The organism is Streptomyces nogalater, assembly GCF_039532885.1.
In the GTDB taxonomy this organism is placed as follows: Bacteria; Actinomycetota; Actinomycetes; order Streptomycetales; family Streptomycetaceae; genus Streptomyces; species Streptomyces nogalater.
In genome coordinates, this window is the sequence record NZ_BAAASM010000076.1 from 1 (window position 1) to 14,398 (window position 14,398).

Below are 14,398 nucleotides of genomic sequence, written 5' to 3' on the forward strand. Positions count from 1 at the left end.
CGTGAGCCGGAGCGGCGGTGAGTGCCATGCCGGCGGTGGCGGCGGCCACGGCGGCGGTGGTGAGAGCCTTCTTCGGGGAAGCGATGCGGCGGATGATGGAGACGGTCACGAAGTACCTCTTGCGTTCGGGGATGGGGGATCGCCCGCATGGGGTGGGCCACGGGAGGTGGCCGGCATGCGTCGGCGCCGCGGCCCGCTGCGGGGCTCGTGGCGCCTGGCGACGTCATCCAGATAAGCAGGCCCGGAAGGTGCCCGCAATGACCGCCTTTACTAGTGGTGGCCGGATTCGTGAGGGATGCGAAGTATGTGGCGTGGGTCTCAATCCGCAGGTCAGGCGGGGTGCGGGAAGGGGTGAATCGGGCAAAAGGGTCTACGGGGTCGGGTCGTAGGTGACGTGCGTCATGTGGGGTCCTTCACCGACTCGCTCACGCCTCGGGCCTGGATTCCTGCGGAGGGTCACCGTCCGGGGCCCTCGAATGTGACCGCCGCCACCGGCACCAGGCAGGCGGGCGATGCAAGCCGCGGGACCGATCACGTCCTGTTCTGTTTCCAGTGGCCCATGGCCGCCTTGCGGCTGCTGGCCAGGTGCTGCCCCACCAAGGCCTCGACCCGGGGCACGTCCCGCTCGGCGATGGCGTCATAGAGCGCCTCGTGTTCCCGCGCGACGGCCAGCAGGTCGTCGTGCTGCCCGAGGAGCCAGCGCAACCTGCTGCGCAGGACACGTTCGAGTTCGGTCAGCAGTTCGTTGCCGGCCAGTGAGGTGACCGTCTGGTGGAAGTCCGCCGCGGCACGCCGTGCGCGCACCGCGTCACCGGCGCGAGCGGCTTCGAGTTCCGCGTCCACGTCGGCCCGCAGCTTCTCCAGTCCGGCTCGTGTGTGCCGCTGCGCGGCCAGCCGGAACGACAGGGCCTCCAGAACCGAGCGCACCTCGTCGAGGTCGGCCACGTCACTGGGGGTGAACTCCCGTACCACCGCCCAGGTCCGTGGTCGCGGGGTCACCAGGCCCTCGGCCACCAGCGCCTTCAGCGCCTCCCGTACGGGGAGGCGGCTGACGCCCAGCGCCTCGGCCAGTTCCCGTTCGACCAGCCGGCTGCCGGGCCGTCGTACTCCGTCGAGGATCTCGTCACGCAACTGCCGCGTCACTCGCTCCGACTCGGGTGCGAAGTCCCCTGACTCAGCCATCCCCGTCCTTCTTCTCTCCTGGGCTCCCCGCGGTGCACCGAGGATCCCTCGCGGTGCGCCGTGTGCCGCGGCATCCGCGGCACAGCGACCTTAGCGAACGGTGTCCTCGGCGGCACACGCGGCGACGGAGCGCGCGGGTGGGGAGGCCGCCCCGGCCGGGGACGCCTCGGCCGGGTCAGCCCGTCGGGGGCGGCCAGTTGATGATCCGCTTGGGCCTCGGGGGTGCGTAGGTGCGCACCTTCGATGTGGACAGGCCGAGGCGCACCAGGGACTCGGCGATCGTCACGGCGGCGGTCACCCCGTCGACGACGGGCACCGCGGTGCGCGCGACGACGATCTCCGCCAGGCCGGCCATGCCGCCGCAGCCGAGGCAGATCACCTCGGCCCCGTCCTCCCGGACGGCGCGGAGGGCCTCCTCGGCGATGGCGTCGACGGCTGTCTTCTCGTCGCGCTCCAAGTCGAGCACGGCCAGTCCGCTCGCGCGCACGGAGGCGCAGCGGGCGCTGAGCCCGGCGATGTGGAGGCGTTCCTCGATCAGCGGGACGGTGCGGTCGAGGGTCGTGACGACGGAGTAGCGCCGGCCCAGGAACTGGGCCGTGCTCGCGGCGGCCTCGGTGATGTCGACGACGGGGACGTCGAGCAGTTCCTGCAGTCCTTCGCGGCCGTGTTCGCCGTATCCGGCCTGGATGACCGCGTCGAAGGGCTCGGGGTGGGAGCGGACGGCTTCCATCACGGCGATCGCTGCGAGGTAGCTCTCGTAGTTGCCCTCCACCGACTCCGCGCCGAACGAGGGGGTCAGCGGGACGATCTCGGTTCCCGGGGAGGCCACGCGGGCCGCCTGCTCGCCGATGGAGTCGGTGATGGACTGAGTGGTGTTGACGTTGACAACGAGGATGCGCATGGCTGTCCTTTCCGTCCGGTGTCAGGACTATTCGGCGTCGACAGCGATGGCTTCGCCGTCCACGTCGAGGGTCGGGGTGGCGCGGTCCGCGATGACCAGGTAGAGCCCGGCGGCCAGGGCGGCTCCGACGAACCAGGAGAACCCGGCCGCGTCCTGGAACACCGGCACCAGGGCGATGACGACGGCGATCGCGGCGCTGGGGACGAAAGCCACGACGGCGCGCGGGTTGTAGCCGCGGCGGTAGTGATACTCGCCCTGTACGTCCTCGGTGTACAGGTCCGGCACGTTCACGCGGGCCCTGCGCAGCAGCCAGTAGTCCGCCACGATCACTCCGAACAGCGGGCCGAGCAGGGCACCGAGCCCTCCGAGGAAGTAGTTGACGACGATCGGGTTGTCGTAGAGGTTCCAGGGCGTGATGACCAGCCCCAGGACAGCGCTGACGAGGGCGGCCCGCCGGAAGTTCAGCCGGCGCGGGAAGAGGTTGACGAGCGCGTAGACGGGCGCGACGAAGTTGGCCAGCAGGTTCACCGCCACCGTCAGGGCGATCAGCGCGAGGGAGGCCGTCACCAGCAGGAACGTGCTCGGGATCGTCCTGACGATGTCCGTGGGGCTGGTGATGACGCGGCCGTCGAGCTTGAACTGGGCGCCGCTGAGGACGGCCACGATGACGGCGAAGAAGAGCATGTTGACCGGGATGCCGACGACGTTTCCGCGGACGATGGAGGTACGGCTCCGGGCGGACCTCGTGAAGTCGCAGAAGTTCAGGACGAACGTCCCGTAGATCACCACCCACAGGGCGGCGGCCTGCAGGATTCGCAGCCACATCGCGCCGCCGGTGAGCGGTGCGTCGACGGAGAGGGAGATCGAGCCGTCGGCGCGGACGAACATCCACAGCGCCAGGGCGCACATGGTGAGCAGCGTCGTGGGTGCGGCGAACGCCATGTAGCGGCGGATCATCTGCATGCCGTAGCTCACGATGAGCACCTGCAGGGCCCACAGGGTGAGGAAGGTGATCCAGCCGAGCGTCGACTGGCCGAGCACGGAGTTGGTGTCCAGACCGCTCAACTCGGGGAAGATCGCCGTCAGAAGGGTGCTCAGGACCACGGAGGCGAGGTAGGTCTGGATGCCGAACCAGGCGATGGCGACGGCGCCGCGGACCCCGGCCGGGATCTTGGCGCCGTTGATGCCGAACGCGATGCGGCTCATGACCGGGAAGGGGACGCCCGTCTTGTGGCCCATGAACCCGGACAGGGTCAGCAGGAGGAAGAGCAGGACGGAGGCGACGGCGAAGGCCGCCAGGATGCCCCACACGCTCAGGCCGAACGCGAAGAGGCCGATGGCGAAGGCATAGTTGCCGAGGCTGTGCACGTCGTTGGCCCAGAGGGTGAAGACGTTGTAGGCGCCCCAGCGGCGCCCTTCGCGTTTCGTCGGAGCGAGGTCGTAGGTGTAGAGGCCGGGGCTGAGGGCGGCGCGGGTCTCCCCGGTCGGCTGGTCGTCCAGGGCAGTCATGGGGGCTCCTGGGATCGGGGGTCGGGAAACAAGAAGTTCCAGATGACGGAAGCTGATTTCCGGGAAGGAACGTAGGTTTCGCCGATCCCTGGAGTCAAGGGGTCTGTCAGGCCGTTCACCAGGCTTTTCACGACTTGGAAGCCGTCCGGTTCGAGGCATGCGAAGGCGCCGCCCGGCCTGGTCGGGCGCGGCCGGACGGCACTCCTCGCACGGCCTGGCGGCGCCCCTTTCCCGCCGGCGGATACGACGTCCTCTCAGACGAGTCGGCCGTTGCGGGCCACGACGGCCCCGCCGTGTACCACCATGTCCCGCTGCGGCATGTCGACCACGACCTGCGGCACGCACTCGCCCCGCACAAGGACGAAGTCGGCCGGGCTGCCGGGTGTGAGGCCGGCCCGGGGCAGGCCCATGACGTCGGATCCTCCGTGGGTGGCGGCCTCGTAGCAGGAAGACAGTTCCTCGTCGAGACGCACGTCCGTCACCCAGCCGAGGATGTGCGCGCGATGCAGCATGTCCGCGTTGCCGAAGGGGCTCCAGGCGTCGCGCACTCCGTCCGAGCCCAGTCCTACCTTGACACCGTGCTCACGCAGCCGGGCGATGGGCAGAACGAGGTCCCGGCTCGGCGCCACCGTGGTCAGCGAGATGTCCAGGTCCCCCAACTGCTCGGCGAGTCGGCCGAGTTGTGCGTCGGGTAGTCCGGGCAGGCAGAAGACGTGGCTGACGGTGACCTTGCCCCGCAGGGACAGGGCCCGGGTGCGGTCGATGATCTCGCGCAGCACCGTCACACCCTTGTCGTCGGTGTCGTGGAGATGGATGTCGACACCGACGCCGTAACGGTCCGCCAGGCCGAAGACGAGGTCGAGCTGTTCTTTCAGGGCTTGGTCGAAACCGATCGGGTCGATGCCGCCGATGAGGTCCACGGCGCCGCTCCGCGCGGCCTCTTCGAGCAGGGCGGCGGTTCCCGGGGTTCGGACGACACCGTGTTGCGGGAAGGCGACGATCTGCACGTCCAGCGCGTGCTCGAGCCGCTCGCGCGCCTCGGCGATGCCTTCCACGCCGGCCAGCCCGTAGGCGGGAGCGACATCGGCGTGGGCCCGCATCGCGCGGGTGCCCCGGGTCACGGCATGCGCCATGAGACCGTACGCCCGCTCCCCCACGCTCCGGCTCTGGCTGTTGAACAGCTCGACGTCCTGAGCGACGAAGTCCGCGATGGTGTGCGCGGGTTTGCGCGACACCCAGGAGCCGCCCCATGACGTCTTGTCGGGATGGATGTGCGCGTCGACCAGGGACGGCAGGGCGATGCGGCCGCCGCCGTCGATCACATCCGCGTTCGCGGGGGCGGGACGGTCGCTGATCCGGCCGTCGACGACGGTGAGGTCCACGGGTTTGCGGGCCCCGAAGGGCCGCACGTTCCGGAAGACCACCGCCTTGCGGGGACGCTTCCGTGTGCCGGTCGCGGCCGGTGCCGCGCCCGCGGACAGCGCCGCGCCGGCGGCGACGGTGGCGGTGGCGGTGGCGAGTACGGCGCGCCGCGTGAACCGGCTCGGGGGTGGAGGGGCGGGCTCAAGACACATGAGATCTCCGGTGTCCAGGTGGTGAGCAACTAGCCCTCGTTTTGTATACCAAAATCGTCCGGCGCAACAGAGGTCGGCATCACCACCACTCCGGCACCGCTCCAGCACTGGCTATCGGTACGCGACTTCTCCTCGGAAGGTCCACACACCGGGCCAGCACGGACCGGTCGACGTCGGTATACCAAATGGACGGCCACTGCGGGCCGCCTCAGGATCGGCCATCGAGTGGCGCGCGCCGATGGAACCGGTGGTCGCGTCCCGTATGCGGCAAGCCGGTGCCGGGACGGGGCCCACGGCCTCAAGGCCGGGAGCCGCATCCGCGACCGGCAGTCAGCGGATGCGGCCCCGCCGGCACGCCCGGCCCCCCGGGCCGGCCAGGAGGCCGGTCGGGCCGACGAGTGCACGTGGACGATGCGCCGAGGCCGGCCCAGCTGTGGGTGGCGGCGCACATCGGGAATGGCCTGGAGGCCATGCGGCCCCGGGGGGGTGAGCTGTCCTGATCGGCTGCGCAGAGCGGGCCGAACCGTCGTGGCACGGCCTGCTCGCCCTAATTCCACGCCAGCTGCCAGCGGGTCCCGGAATTTTCGCGGCCCGGCCCGGACATCATCGGGCCGCCGGCAGCGCTACGGCTCTACGGGCGCCCCGCGTGCGGCGGGACCGGCCGCCCGTTTCGCCGTATGGGCCCGGAGACCGGCCGGGGGTGGGACAACAGCCGGTGTGGTTCGCCGAAAGGGCTGTCAGGCCGCGAATCCCACCGAGGTGACGTATTCGTACTTTCCCCATTGCGAGCCGAGGTTGATGATCTGGTCGATCCAGGCGTCGTCGAGGGCGCGGGGGTCGTTCCTGGCCCATGCGTCGATGATGGCGTCCCAGGCGCGGATGTTGAACCTGCGGTATTCGAGGACGCGTTGACGGGGGTCGGGTACGCGACTCTGGTCGAGAGGGTGGATTTCGACGCGTGTTCCGCCGTTCGCGTTCAGACGCCGCAGGAGGTGGCCGGCGACGTTGCGGCGGCGCAGCGTGCGGTAAGCGGTGTCGATCTTCTCCAGGTTGTTTCTGTTGGGGCGTTGTTTGCCGCCGAGCCAGGCTCTGAGGGTGCGGGGGGTGATGGTGAGGCCGGCTTCGCGCATGGCGTGGCGGCCGGCGGGTGAGCGGGTGAGGTAGCGCAGGCGGGCGGTGAGGCCGCGACGGCTGGTGACGGGGGAGGTGATTCCCCCGGCGAGGGAGTCCAGTACGCGTGCCGCGGCCTGGCTGCCGCGTTCGCCTCGGGCCCCGTAGAGTCCGAAGTCGTGTGTCCTGTCCGGCATGGATGGTTACCGTTCGCGGGCGGGGAGAGTGTAGGTGTCTTTTACTTTCACCTCGGTGACACCGCGGCCTTCTGTGAAGACGTGCCGCCAGTCGCCGACGAGGTGGAGTTCGTCGGTTCCCATGACGCGGATGACGTGGAGTCCGGCGGTATGGGCTTTATGGGCTTTCAGCCACAGGTTGACGAAGGCCTGGGAGCGGATGATGTGCATCCAGTCCGGGCGGCAGATCTCCCTGTTGAAGTTGGATTCTCCCATCGTGGACACGAACTTGGAATACATGGATTTCACGTATTCCAGGGTGACTTCGTCGTCGTCGGTGATGGCCTTGTCCCGGGCGTCGCGGAGGACTTGGCGGAATTTCTCGAAGAGTTGTTCCGTGGCCCCGGAGGTCCATGACTCGTGGATGACGGGCGGGTCGCACATCGGCCCGTAGGGGGCGGTGGCGAGACGCTGCAGGAGACGCAGGACGGGTTCGGTGACCCATACGGGGCCTGGCTCGTCACGGTTGCCGAGGGGGTTGGGGAGGTAGGAGTGGTGGTCCCAGTCGGGAGGGGTGATGAGGTGGATGCCCGCGCGGCGGCGGGAGTGCGCATCGCCGGTGGAGTGCTCCAGAGCACCGAGGGGAAGGTGGGTCTTGAGGGCGGACAGGTAGGCGCCGTTGATGTCCAGGGCGGTGACCTCGCCGGTGCCGAGAGGTGCCTCGGGGCGGGTCCAGTTGGGGCGGGCTTCCCAGACCTCGTCGGCGCCGTGAGCGGACTTCTTGCGCAGGATGCCCGGCAGGGGCGGGTGGCCGACGATGTCGTAGCGGGCACCGATCCGGCAGACATCCAGCAGGGCCATGGCATCGGGGATGGCCCGACGCTGGAGACCGGCGGTTGCCGCGGCCGTATCACCGCCGTGGGCGGCGAGGGCGTCGTGGACGGCCTGGTGGATCAGGTCGGAGAGGTGGCCGTGGGTCTGCGAGGCGCGGCGGCGGACCGGCCGCTGAGCGGGAGCGGGCCTGCTGCGGCCGGGCTGGGAGACGGCGGGGGCCGGGACGGTTGCGGCGGACTGGGGCGCGACGGGCTGCTGGCCCACCGGGATGGGCTCCGGGCCGGCCGCCGTAGGCGCCGGGCCGGCGCCGGTGGTGCCCTGGCCGGCCGGGGAACGGGGGCCTGCCGGGACGCACTCGGCGGGGTCCAGGTGCTGGGGATAGCCCTCGATGTGGTGGGTGGCGGGAGCCCCGCACAGCACACAGGGCCGGGGAGCGGGCAGGACGGTGTCGTCACCCGCGGTGGAGTCGGCGGCACAGGGGGCGGCGGCACTGCCGGAGCCCGCCGACACGGACGGCGAAGCGGGAGCGGGAGCCGGGGCCGATGGGGCGGGCCGGGCGGTGGGGTGTTCCCCGGGGGGCTGGGTACGCGGCTCGTCCTCGGCCGCCCGGGGACGGACTTCCTCCGCCTGGGTGCGGAGCTTCGCCTCCGCGGCCTGGAGGAAGTAGGCGTATTTCTCGCGGAGGTCGCCGCTGGGTTCGCGTCCTGCCTCCCAGCCGCCGAGGGTGGAGGGGCTGACACCCAGAGCCTGGGCCACCTGGACACGGGAGAGGTTCAGCGCCTGGCGCAGGGCGCGGCGCTGCTCAACCGGGGGCAGGGCGACCGGTTCGCGGGCGTCGGCCAGAAGCGCGTCGATGGCGTGGAAGTCCGTCACCGTGAGGTCCTTGGGCCGGGGGCGGGGGTGGCATGGGCAGGCTCGGGGGTACCGGCAGGCTCGGCGGTACGGGCGGGTGCGGAGCGGGGGCGGTGGCGGCGGTCCGCAGGCAGGGCGCCACAGGCCCGGTCGGGGCCGGCGAGAAGGTCCAGCACATCGATGCCGTAATGGGCGGCGAGGGCATCGCAGTCGTCCAGGCTCCAGGCCGCACTACCGGACTGACGACGGCTGATCTGGGTCTGGCTGACACCCAGAGCAGCAGCGAGCTGGGCCTGGGACTCCCGTGTGGTCTGCATGAGTGCGGCCGTGGCGGCCCGCACACGTTCGGCCAGAGTCGACTTCACACAGGCCACTCTACGCGATCTATGCGTATTCAGCATGACACGGCATGCGAAGCACACCGCCATGGCGAAGCCGGCGCCGTCCAAGGCGCGGCCTGCCCGTCGCGGGCCCAGGGCGTTACGGCAGGACGGGCGCACCGGAGTCCTGGCAAGGCGTGCGGCCGCATTGACCGTAGGCGCGGGAGGGGGATCCCGGCGGGCCGTGCGGGGCTCGGGGCGCGAGATGACCCTCATCACCACAGGCGCTTTTCGCACACACATCCCCGTGTTTGATTTCTTTCGATTCCTGCGGGAGTGATTGTCAGTGCCGCGCTCCACGATTCTCCGCATGAGCCTCACCAGTGAACTCAACGACCCGAACTCGCCCCTGTCCCGTTTCATGGCCAGGGAGTTGCCCGCGACATCGCGGATCACCGGCAGTCTGCGCAGCCGGCTGCCCCTACGGCCGTTCACCGTCACGCCGCGGGCTGCCGGGCGACCCGACTACCGCAGCCTGGGCCGCGCCATCGACCGCCGCCTGCGAGTCGCCTTCGGCTCTCCCCTGGACTCCGTTCTCCTGGAAGGCGTCCTCTACGCAGGCATCGACGTAGCGAACATGGCCTCTCGCGCCGCGGGGCAGGCCGTCCACGGTATCGGCCAGGCGCTGCTGTCCGAGCTCAAAGGCCAGCCGGCAGCGCGCGGCGGGTCCATGACGCGCTCGCGTCCCGACGAAGAGCGCCTGAGCCGCCTGTGCTTCGCCGCCTCCCACTTCGAGGAAGTCAAACGGGCCGGCCTCAGGCCCGGCAATCCGCTCCTGCACCTGGGCCCGGGTGCCGTCCTGGACGACCTGCTCGGCCAGGTCCCCGACTACGTCACCGACGACATCGCGGGGCAGGTGGAACTCGCCGAAGCCGATCACGCGCTGGGGTGGGTGACACGACAGCCCGTGGACCGGCGCCTCTGCGCTCCGGTCTTCAGCGGCAGCAACGACGTGGACGGGGCCGACGCCGACTTCATCGTCGACGGCCACCTGATCGACTGCAAAGCGACCACCCGGCCGGACCGCTTCGGGTCCAAGAAGGAGGTGTACCAGCTCGCCGGCTACCTCCTGCTCGACTACGAGGACGAATACCGTCTGGACAAGGTCTGCTTCTACCTGTCCCGGCAGGGACGGCTCGTCACCTGGCCGGCGCAGGAGTTCCTCGGTCTGCTGGGCGCCCGGCGGACCCTGCCGCAGCTGCGGTCCGCCCTGCGCCAAGTCCTGCGCGGCGCGGCATCCTTGCCGGACCCCCGGGAGCCGCTCCCGCCCACCGCGACGCAGGAGAGCCTCTTCGGCGAAGCCGAAGAGGAAGACGAAGACGACACCGACTGATCCGCCCGACTCTCAGGCGGGTCTTCCCGCCAGTACGCCGGGAGGGGCTCGCCCACCCCCAAGGGTTGCCCCTCCCGGCCCGGAGCAGGACCAGGCCGGCCGCCGACCGGTGGGCGTCGCGGTGCGAGAAAGTCTGTGTCGCCAACGGCGCCCCCGTCAGCTTGTTCTTTAACCTCCGGCGTCGAAATGAGCTTCGAACTAGGCCGCTCACCTGGGCGTTCACCGGACGCTGAGGCGGCCTTCGTCTGATCATGCGCTCCGACCAAGGTGCATGTTCAGCGCACGTCGTCTGGTGCGTGCTACCGCAAGGCGCCGGAGCGCCCTCGTAGCGGAGCTACCAGGGCTTTCGGCAACGCCGCGAGAGTGCGTGCCAGGCGGCGGGCGCCCGGCCGGGGTGATGACACAGGCTCTCAGTAGTTGGGGAGGGCACAGGTGACCGGCCAAATGCGTTGTTGAGGGAACGGCCTGCTGCCAAGATCGTCTGGTGAACATGCCACAGCACCAGAGCGCCCCGTCCGTACGTCCCATCACCGACGCCGACGTTCCCACTGCGGTCGATACCCTCGCCCGGGCCTTCGCCGACTACCCCTTCACGCGGCACGTGATTGCGGCGGACGGTCACGAGGAGCGGATCCGGCGCTACCAGGAGCTGTGCCTGACCCGTATCGGCATGGTGTACGGCCGCGTCTGGATCGCCGCTGGAGGCCGTGCCGTGGCTGTCTGGGCCATTCCCGGCCAGGATCCCTCGCCCGCCTTCGCGGAGCTGGGGCCGATCCTCGGCAACCTCGCCGGCGACCGGGCCGCCATGGCCGCGGCTGCGGACGCGGCCATGGCGCCGTACCGGCCCCAGGAGCCGGGATGGTTCCTGGAAACCGTGGCGACCGCCCCCGAGGCCCAGGGGAAGGGCCTGGGCAGTGCGGTACTGGTTCCTGGCATCCAGGAGGCCGAGCGCGCTGGGTGTCCGGCGTTCCTGGAGACCTCCGACGAGACCAACGTGCAGTTCTACGAACGCCTCGGCTTCAAGACCACGGCCGATGTCCAGCTCCCCGACAACGGCCCCCGCACATGGTGCATGCGCAGGGACCCGCGCTGAGCTGTTCTTCAACCTCCGGCGTCGAAATGAGTTTCGAGCTAGGCCGCTCACCTGGGCGTTCACCGGACGCTAAGGTGGCCTTCGTCTGATCATGTGCTCCGACCAAGGTGCATGTGACCACGACGAAGGCCGTGAGAGTGAGTCTGCTGCCTCAGACTGTTCCAGGGGAAGCGTTCGCGGAAGCGTCACGCTTCCGGGACGAGTTGTACGCGTTGTCTGACCGTCCGGGGCGATGAGCTGTTCGAGCTCGCGGATGCGGTGCTGTGTGCGCCGGGTGCGGTGCGCTCGGCGGTGGAGTTGACATTGCTGCCCGAGCACCGCCGCGGGCACGGCGCGATTACGACGGCCTCAACCGGGGCCGGATCGACACCGGGAGCAGCCTGCCCTTGGAGATCATGTTCGGCGAACGCGACAGCCCCGCGGGCTGGAACACGCCCCCGTGCCTCTTCACGGATGGTGCGTACGCACTGCCGTCCGGCCCCGGTCTCGGCCTGGCCCCCGCCCCCGCCCACACCCACAAGCCGGAGAGCCCGGCGGACCACGGAACGGTGACACCGTGACGGCCCGCCGCGCACCGGACGCAGAAACCACCCCCGGCGACGGGTACGTACCGCCTGTTCCCGGCCACGGGCACGGGTACGCGTCCGGTCCCGGCCACGGCGGGAAGCCGCCCCGCCTCTTCCCCTCGTCTCCCCCTCGTCCACGGAACTCGCCGGGGTCTCCGCAATCGTGCTCGGCGCGGCCGGCGGGGTCGGCAGCGCCTGCGCCGTGCGCCTGGCCGTCTGCGGAGCCCAGGTCGTCGCCGTCGACCGGGACCCGGCGGTACGCGACCTGCCGGGCGTGGTGCCCGTGGTCGGCGATGCCACCGATCCGTCGCTGCTCACCCGCGCCTACGACACCTGTGCCGCCCGTCCCGCCGTCCTCGTCCACGCCCTGCTGGCCGAAGCCCGCGCCCCGCTGTCCGAACTCACCCCGCAGCAGTGGCGTGATGTCCTGGACCTGGGCCTGGTGTCGGCCTGGCAGTGGGGCGCGGAACTGGTGCGCCGGTGTGCCGGCCCGGCGTCCATGGTCCTCATCGGCTCCATGCACGCCCACGGAGCGGCCCCCGGCATGGCCCCGTACGCGGTGGCCAAAGCGGGCCTGACCGCGCTGGCACGCGCGGCAGCGGCCGAGTGGGGCCCGGCGGGCGTACGCTGCAACGTCCTGGAACCCGGATTCGTCGCCGTCGACCGCAACGCGCACCGCTGGCAGGACCCGGCCGAACGCCGCCGCATCCTCGCCGCCTACCCGCTGGGCCGGCTGTGCGTGCCCGAGGAAATCGCCGAAGTCGCGGCCTTCCTGGCCGGACCTCGTTCCTCCTACGTCAACGGGGTGGCCGTCCCCGTGGACGGAGGCGCGCTCGCCGTCCTCCTCGAGACCAACGTCCCCTGAACCAAACCTCCCCCCTCTCCTCGATGCCGTATCCCCCAGCAGACCCCACGACCGACCCGCCCCCGGCACCCTGGCCACCGGCCGGCCGGCCGCGCGTCGCAGTCGAAGACGTCGATGGGCACGCCGTCATCGATCCGGGCGCTCCCACCGGCCTGATGATCCGGGGACGGGCCGTTTCCGGTGGCTCAGCCGCCCGCCAGTTCGCCCAGCAGCGCGAACGTCCGGCGCTGGTCGGCCTCCCCGCCCAGTTCGGTCGCCATAAACACCACCTCCGTCGCTCCGGCCTCGCGGTAACGGCGTACCTCGGCGGCGACGCTCTCCTCGTCGCCGATGACGGCGATGTCGGCGGCCCGGGTGCCACCGGACAGTTCGATGACCCGCTGGTAGGACGGGAACCTTTCGTAGAAGGAGAGCGTCTCGATCGCCGTCTGCCGCACCTTCTCGACGTCGGAGGTGACCACGCCGGGCACGAAGGCCACGATCCGCGGCGCCGGCCGGCCCGCCGCCTCGGCCGCCGCGGTGACGGCGGGGACGATGTGCTCGGCCAGCGCGCGCGGCCCGGCCAGCAGCGGGAGAATGCCGTCCGCGAGGGCGCCGGACACGCGCAGGGCCTGCGGTCCCATCGCCGCGACCAGAACGGGTACCGGCGGTTCGGCGCCTGGCACGGTGGCCGGCAGCGGGGTGGTGGCGGTCAGCAGCTCACCGTGGAAGTCGGTGCTGCCCGTCTCCAGCAGCGGTCGCAGAGCGGTCAGGAACTCGCGGAGCCGGGCGACGGGACGCTCGTACGGGATGCCGAAGCCGGTCTCGGTGAGGTACTTGGTGCCGAGCGCGAGCCCGAGGTGGTACCGGCCCCCGGTGGCGGCCTGGGCGGTCTGCGCCTGGCTCGCGACGATCAGCGGATGGCGGCCGAAGACGGGGATCGCCGAAGTGCCGACCCGGAGGCCGGGCACCTCACGGCCGACGACCGCGGCCAGCGTCGGGGAATCGTAGGAGAAGGTCTGCCCGAACCAGGCGGAAGTCAGCCCGGCTTCATGGGCGTTCCGGGCGAGCCGCACGGTGGTGTCGATCGGGTCCAGATGAGAGAGCGCTACTCCGATGGTCATGTAGAGGCAACCGGCGCACACGGGACCGCCATTCCGGCTCCATGTGACAAATTCATGACGGCTTCCTGAAGTAACGCCCTTAGTAACACCCTTGTAGAAGCACTCACTTGGCGTTAGGAGCCAGCGCGATGGCCCGACGGCCCGCGTCAGATGTGCAGTTCGGGAGGAAAGCCCGTCCAGCGTAGATCGGCCGGCAGATGCCGCATGTCGTTGGAAACGAGGACGGAGGCGGCTCGACCGGGCGCGTAGCGGATGACCGTGAGTGCCGCGTTGCCGTGGTTGAGGCCAAGCCAACGCCACTTCGGTGCCCGCATGGCGTCCCGGACGAGCCAGGCGATCAGGAAGTTGTGGGTGACGACAAGTTCGTGCCGGTCCTCTTCGGCCGTCACCGCCCCGGTGAACAGGTCCAGGGCCCGGCGGGCCAGCGCGGGTCCGTGCTCGCGCTCCTCGTCGGTGGCTCCGTCGAGGAAGCGGAGATAGAAGTCTGCCGATTCGGCTGGTAGCTCATCCTTCTCCGGTATGTAGGGCACGTAGTCACCGGCGGCTTCCGAGACGTGCAAAGGAACACTCTTCAGTTGGTCACCGATCAACCGTGCGGTCTGTTCCGCCCGTGGCAGAGGGCCGTGGTGAACAGCTGTGAAGGGGACGTCCCGCAGGCGCCGGCCGAGCAGCGTGGCCTGCCGTCGTCCGCCGTCCGTCAACCCGCTCTCGTCCGGTAGCGCCTCGCCGTGCCGGGCAAGATAGAGGTAGCGGGTGGCCGTACCGGTCATCGTGAACTCCTCTGCGCGCGCTATCGATCATGTGCATCAACGGACGCTGTCGCCCTGAGCACCGGTTCCCTCCGCCGCCGGGGCTAAGGCCGTTTCCTTCGGATCACCTCGCCGACCAGATGAAGATGGCGGCGAGGTGGAGTCCGGCGA

12 protein-coding genes and 2 pseudogenes are annotated in these 14,398 nt (G+C 70.4%); 4 read left to right on the forward strand and 10 right to left on the reverse strand.

The window, feature by feature from the left end; all coding sequences use genetic code 11:
• The 8 genes and pseudogenes from ABD350_RS37130 to ABD350_RS37165 form a co-directional block, all read right to left on the reverse strand.
• Positions 1 to 109 (reverse strand): annotated as a pseudogene (locus ABD350_RS37130) (lytic transglycosylase domain-containing protein); the annotation flags it as partial.
• 422 nt (positions 110 to 531) lie between these two features.
• Positions 532 to 1,182: a GntR family transcriptional regulator gene (locus ABD350_RS37135; RefSeq protein WP_344353736.1), complete on the reverse strand. Its 651-nt coding sequence runs from the start codon at positions 1,180 to 1,182 to the stop codon at positions 532 to 534.
• A 175-nt stretch (positions 1,183 to 1,357) separates the two neighbouring features.
• Positions 1,358 to 2,083, reverse strand: a complete 726-nt coding sequence (locus ABD350_RS37140) for an aspartate/glutamate racemase family protein (RefSeq protein WP_344353738.1) — start codon at positions 2,081 to 2,083, stop codon at positions 1,358 to 1,360.
• Positions 2,084 to 2,110: 27 nt separating this feature from the next.
• Positions 2,111 to 3,592 carry an NCS1 family nucleobase:cation symporter-1 gene (locus ABD350_RS37145; protein WP_344353739.1) on the reverse strand — a complete coding sequence of 494 codons (1,482 nt, stop codon included), beginning with the start codon at positions 3,590 to 3,592 and terminating at the stop codon, positions 2,111 to 2,113.
• A 254-nt stretch (positions 3,593 to 3,846) separates the two neighbouring features.
• Positions 3,847 to 5,166 (reverse strand): amidohydrolase family protein, encoded by a 1,320-nt coding sequence (locus ABD350_RS37150; RefSeq protein ID WP_344353742.1) that lies wholly within the window; start codon positions 5,164 to 5,166, stop codon positions 3,847 to 3,849.
• Between the two features lie 737 nt (positions 5,167 to 5,903).
• Positions 5,904 to 6,473 (reverse strand): transcriptional regulator, encoded by a 570-nt coding sequence (locus tag ABD350_RS37155; protein WP_344353744.1) that lies wholly within the window; start codon positions 6,471 to 6,473, stop codon positions 5,904 to 5,906.
• 6 nt (positions 6,474 to 6,479) lie between these two features.
• The gene (locus ABD350_RS37160; protein WP_344353746.1) at positions 6,480 to 8,159 is read right to left on the reverse strand and encodes a helix-turn-helix domain-containing protein; all 1,680 of its coding nucleotides are present in this window, start codon (positions 8,157 to 8,159) and stop codon (positions 6,480 to 6,482) included.
• Positions 8,156 to 8,503: a helix-turn-helix transcriptional regulator gene (locus ABD350_RS37165; RefSeq protein ID WP_382467069.1), complete on the reverse strand. Its 348-nt coding sequence runs from the start codon at positions 8,501 to 8,503 to the stop codon at positions 8,156 to 8,158. Before ABD350_RS37165 ends, ABD350_RS37160 begins: the two co-directional genes overlap by 4 nt.
• A 325-nt stretch (positions 8,504 to 8,828) precedes the next feature.
• Here ABD350_RS37165 and ABD350_RS37170 point away from each other — a divergent pair, with 325 nt between their 5' ends.
• The 4 genes and pseudogenes from ABD350_RS37170 to ABD350_RS37185 all read left to right on the forward strand — a co-directional run bounded on the left by ABD350_RS37170 (position 8,829) and on the right by ABD350_RS37185 (position 12,375).
• Complete coding sequence (locus ABD350_RS37170; RefSeq protein WP_344353750.1) at positions 8,829 to 9,851, forward strand: hypothetical protein; 1,023 nt, start codon at positions 8,829 to 8,831, stop codon at positions 9,849 to 9,851.
• A gap of 490 nt (positions 9,852 to 10,341) precedes the next feature.
• Positions 10,342 to 10,944 carry a GNAT family N-acetyltransferase gene (locus ABD350_RS37175; protein WP_344353762.1) on the forward strand — a complete coding sequence of 201 codons (603 nt, stop codon included), beginning with the start codon at positions 10,342 to 10,344 and terminating at the stop codon, positions 10,942 to 10,944.
• A 137-nt stretch (positions 10,945 to 11,081) separates the two neighbouring features.
• Positions 11,082 to 11,312, forward strand: a pseudogene (locus ABD350_RS37180) (NF041680 family putative transposase); the annotation flags it as partial.
• Between the two features lie 361 nt (positions 11,313 to 11,673).
• On the forward strand, positions 11,674 to 12,375 hold the full coding sequence (locus ABD350_RS37185) for an SDR family NAD(P)-dependent oxidoreductase (protein WP_344353753.1): 702 nt from the start codon (positions 11,674 to 11,676) through the stop codon (positions 12,373 to 12,375).
• 185 nt (positions 12,376 to 12,560) lie between these two features.
• Here the strand turns inward: ABD350_RS37185 and ABD350_RS37190 are convergent, their stop codons facing one another.
• Positions 12,561 to 13,478: a TIGR03564 family F420-dependent LLM class oxidoreductase gene (locus tag ABD350_RS37190; protein ID WP_344353756.1), complete on the reverse strand. Its 918-nt coding sequence runs from the start codon at positions 13,476 to 13,478 to the stop codon at positions 12,561 to 12,563.
• Positions 13,479 to 13,624: 146 nt separating this feature from the next.
• A complete protein-coding gene (locus ABD350_RS37195) occupies positions 13,625 to 14,248 on the reverse strand; it encodes a histidine phosphatase family protein (protein WP_344353759.1) in 624 nt (207 codons plus the stop codon).
• Positions 14,249 to 14,398 lie beyond the last annotated feature (150 nt).

Coding starts and splice junctions, on each gene's coding strand:
- ABD350_RS37135 (WP_344353736.1), bottom strand. CDS start 1,182: ATGGCTGAGTCAGGGGACTTCGCACCCGAGTCGGAGCGAGTGACGCGG.
- ABD350_RS37140 (WP_344353738.1), bottom strand. CDS start 2,083: ATGCGCATCCTCGTTGTCAACGTCAACACCACTCAGTCCATCACCGAC.
- ABD350_RS37145 (WP_344353739.1), bottom strand. CDS start 3,592: ATGACTGCCCTGGACGACCAGCCGACCGGGGAGACCCGCGCCGCCCTC.
- ABD350_RS37150 (WP_344353742.1), bottom strand. CDS start 5,166: ATGTGTCTTGAGCCCGCCCCTCCACCCCCGAGCCGGTTCACGCGGCGC.
- ABD350_RS37155 (WP_344353744.1), bottom strand. CDS start 6,473: ATGCCGGACAGGACACACGACTTCGGACTCTACGGGGCCCGAGGCGAA.
- ABD350_RS37170 (WP_344353750.1), top strand. CDS start 8,829: ATGAGCCTCACCAGTGAACTCAACGACCCGAACTCGCCCCTGTCCCGT.
- ABD350_RS37175 (WP_344353762.1), top strand. CDS start 10,342: ATGCCACAGCACCAGAGCGCCCCGTCCGTACGTCCCATCACCGACGCC.
- ABD350_RS37190 (WP_344353756.1), bottom strand. CDS start 13,478: ATGACCATCGGAGTAGCGCTCTCTCATCTGGACCCGATCGACACCACC.
- ABD350_RS37195 (WP_344353759.1), bottom strand. CDS start 14,248: ATGACCGGTACGGCCACCCGCTACCTCTATCTTGCCCGGCACGGCGAG.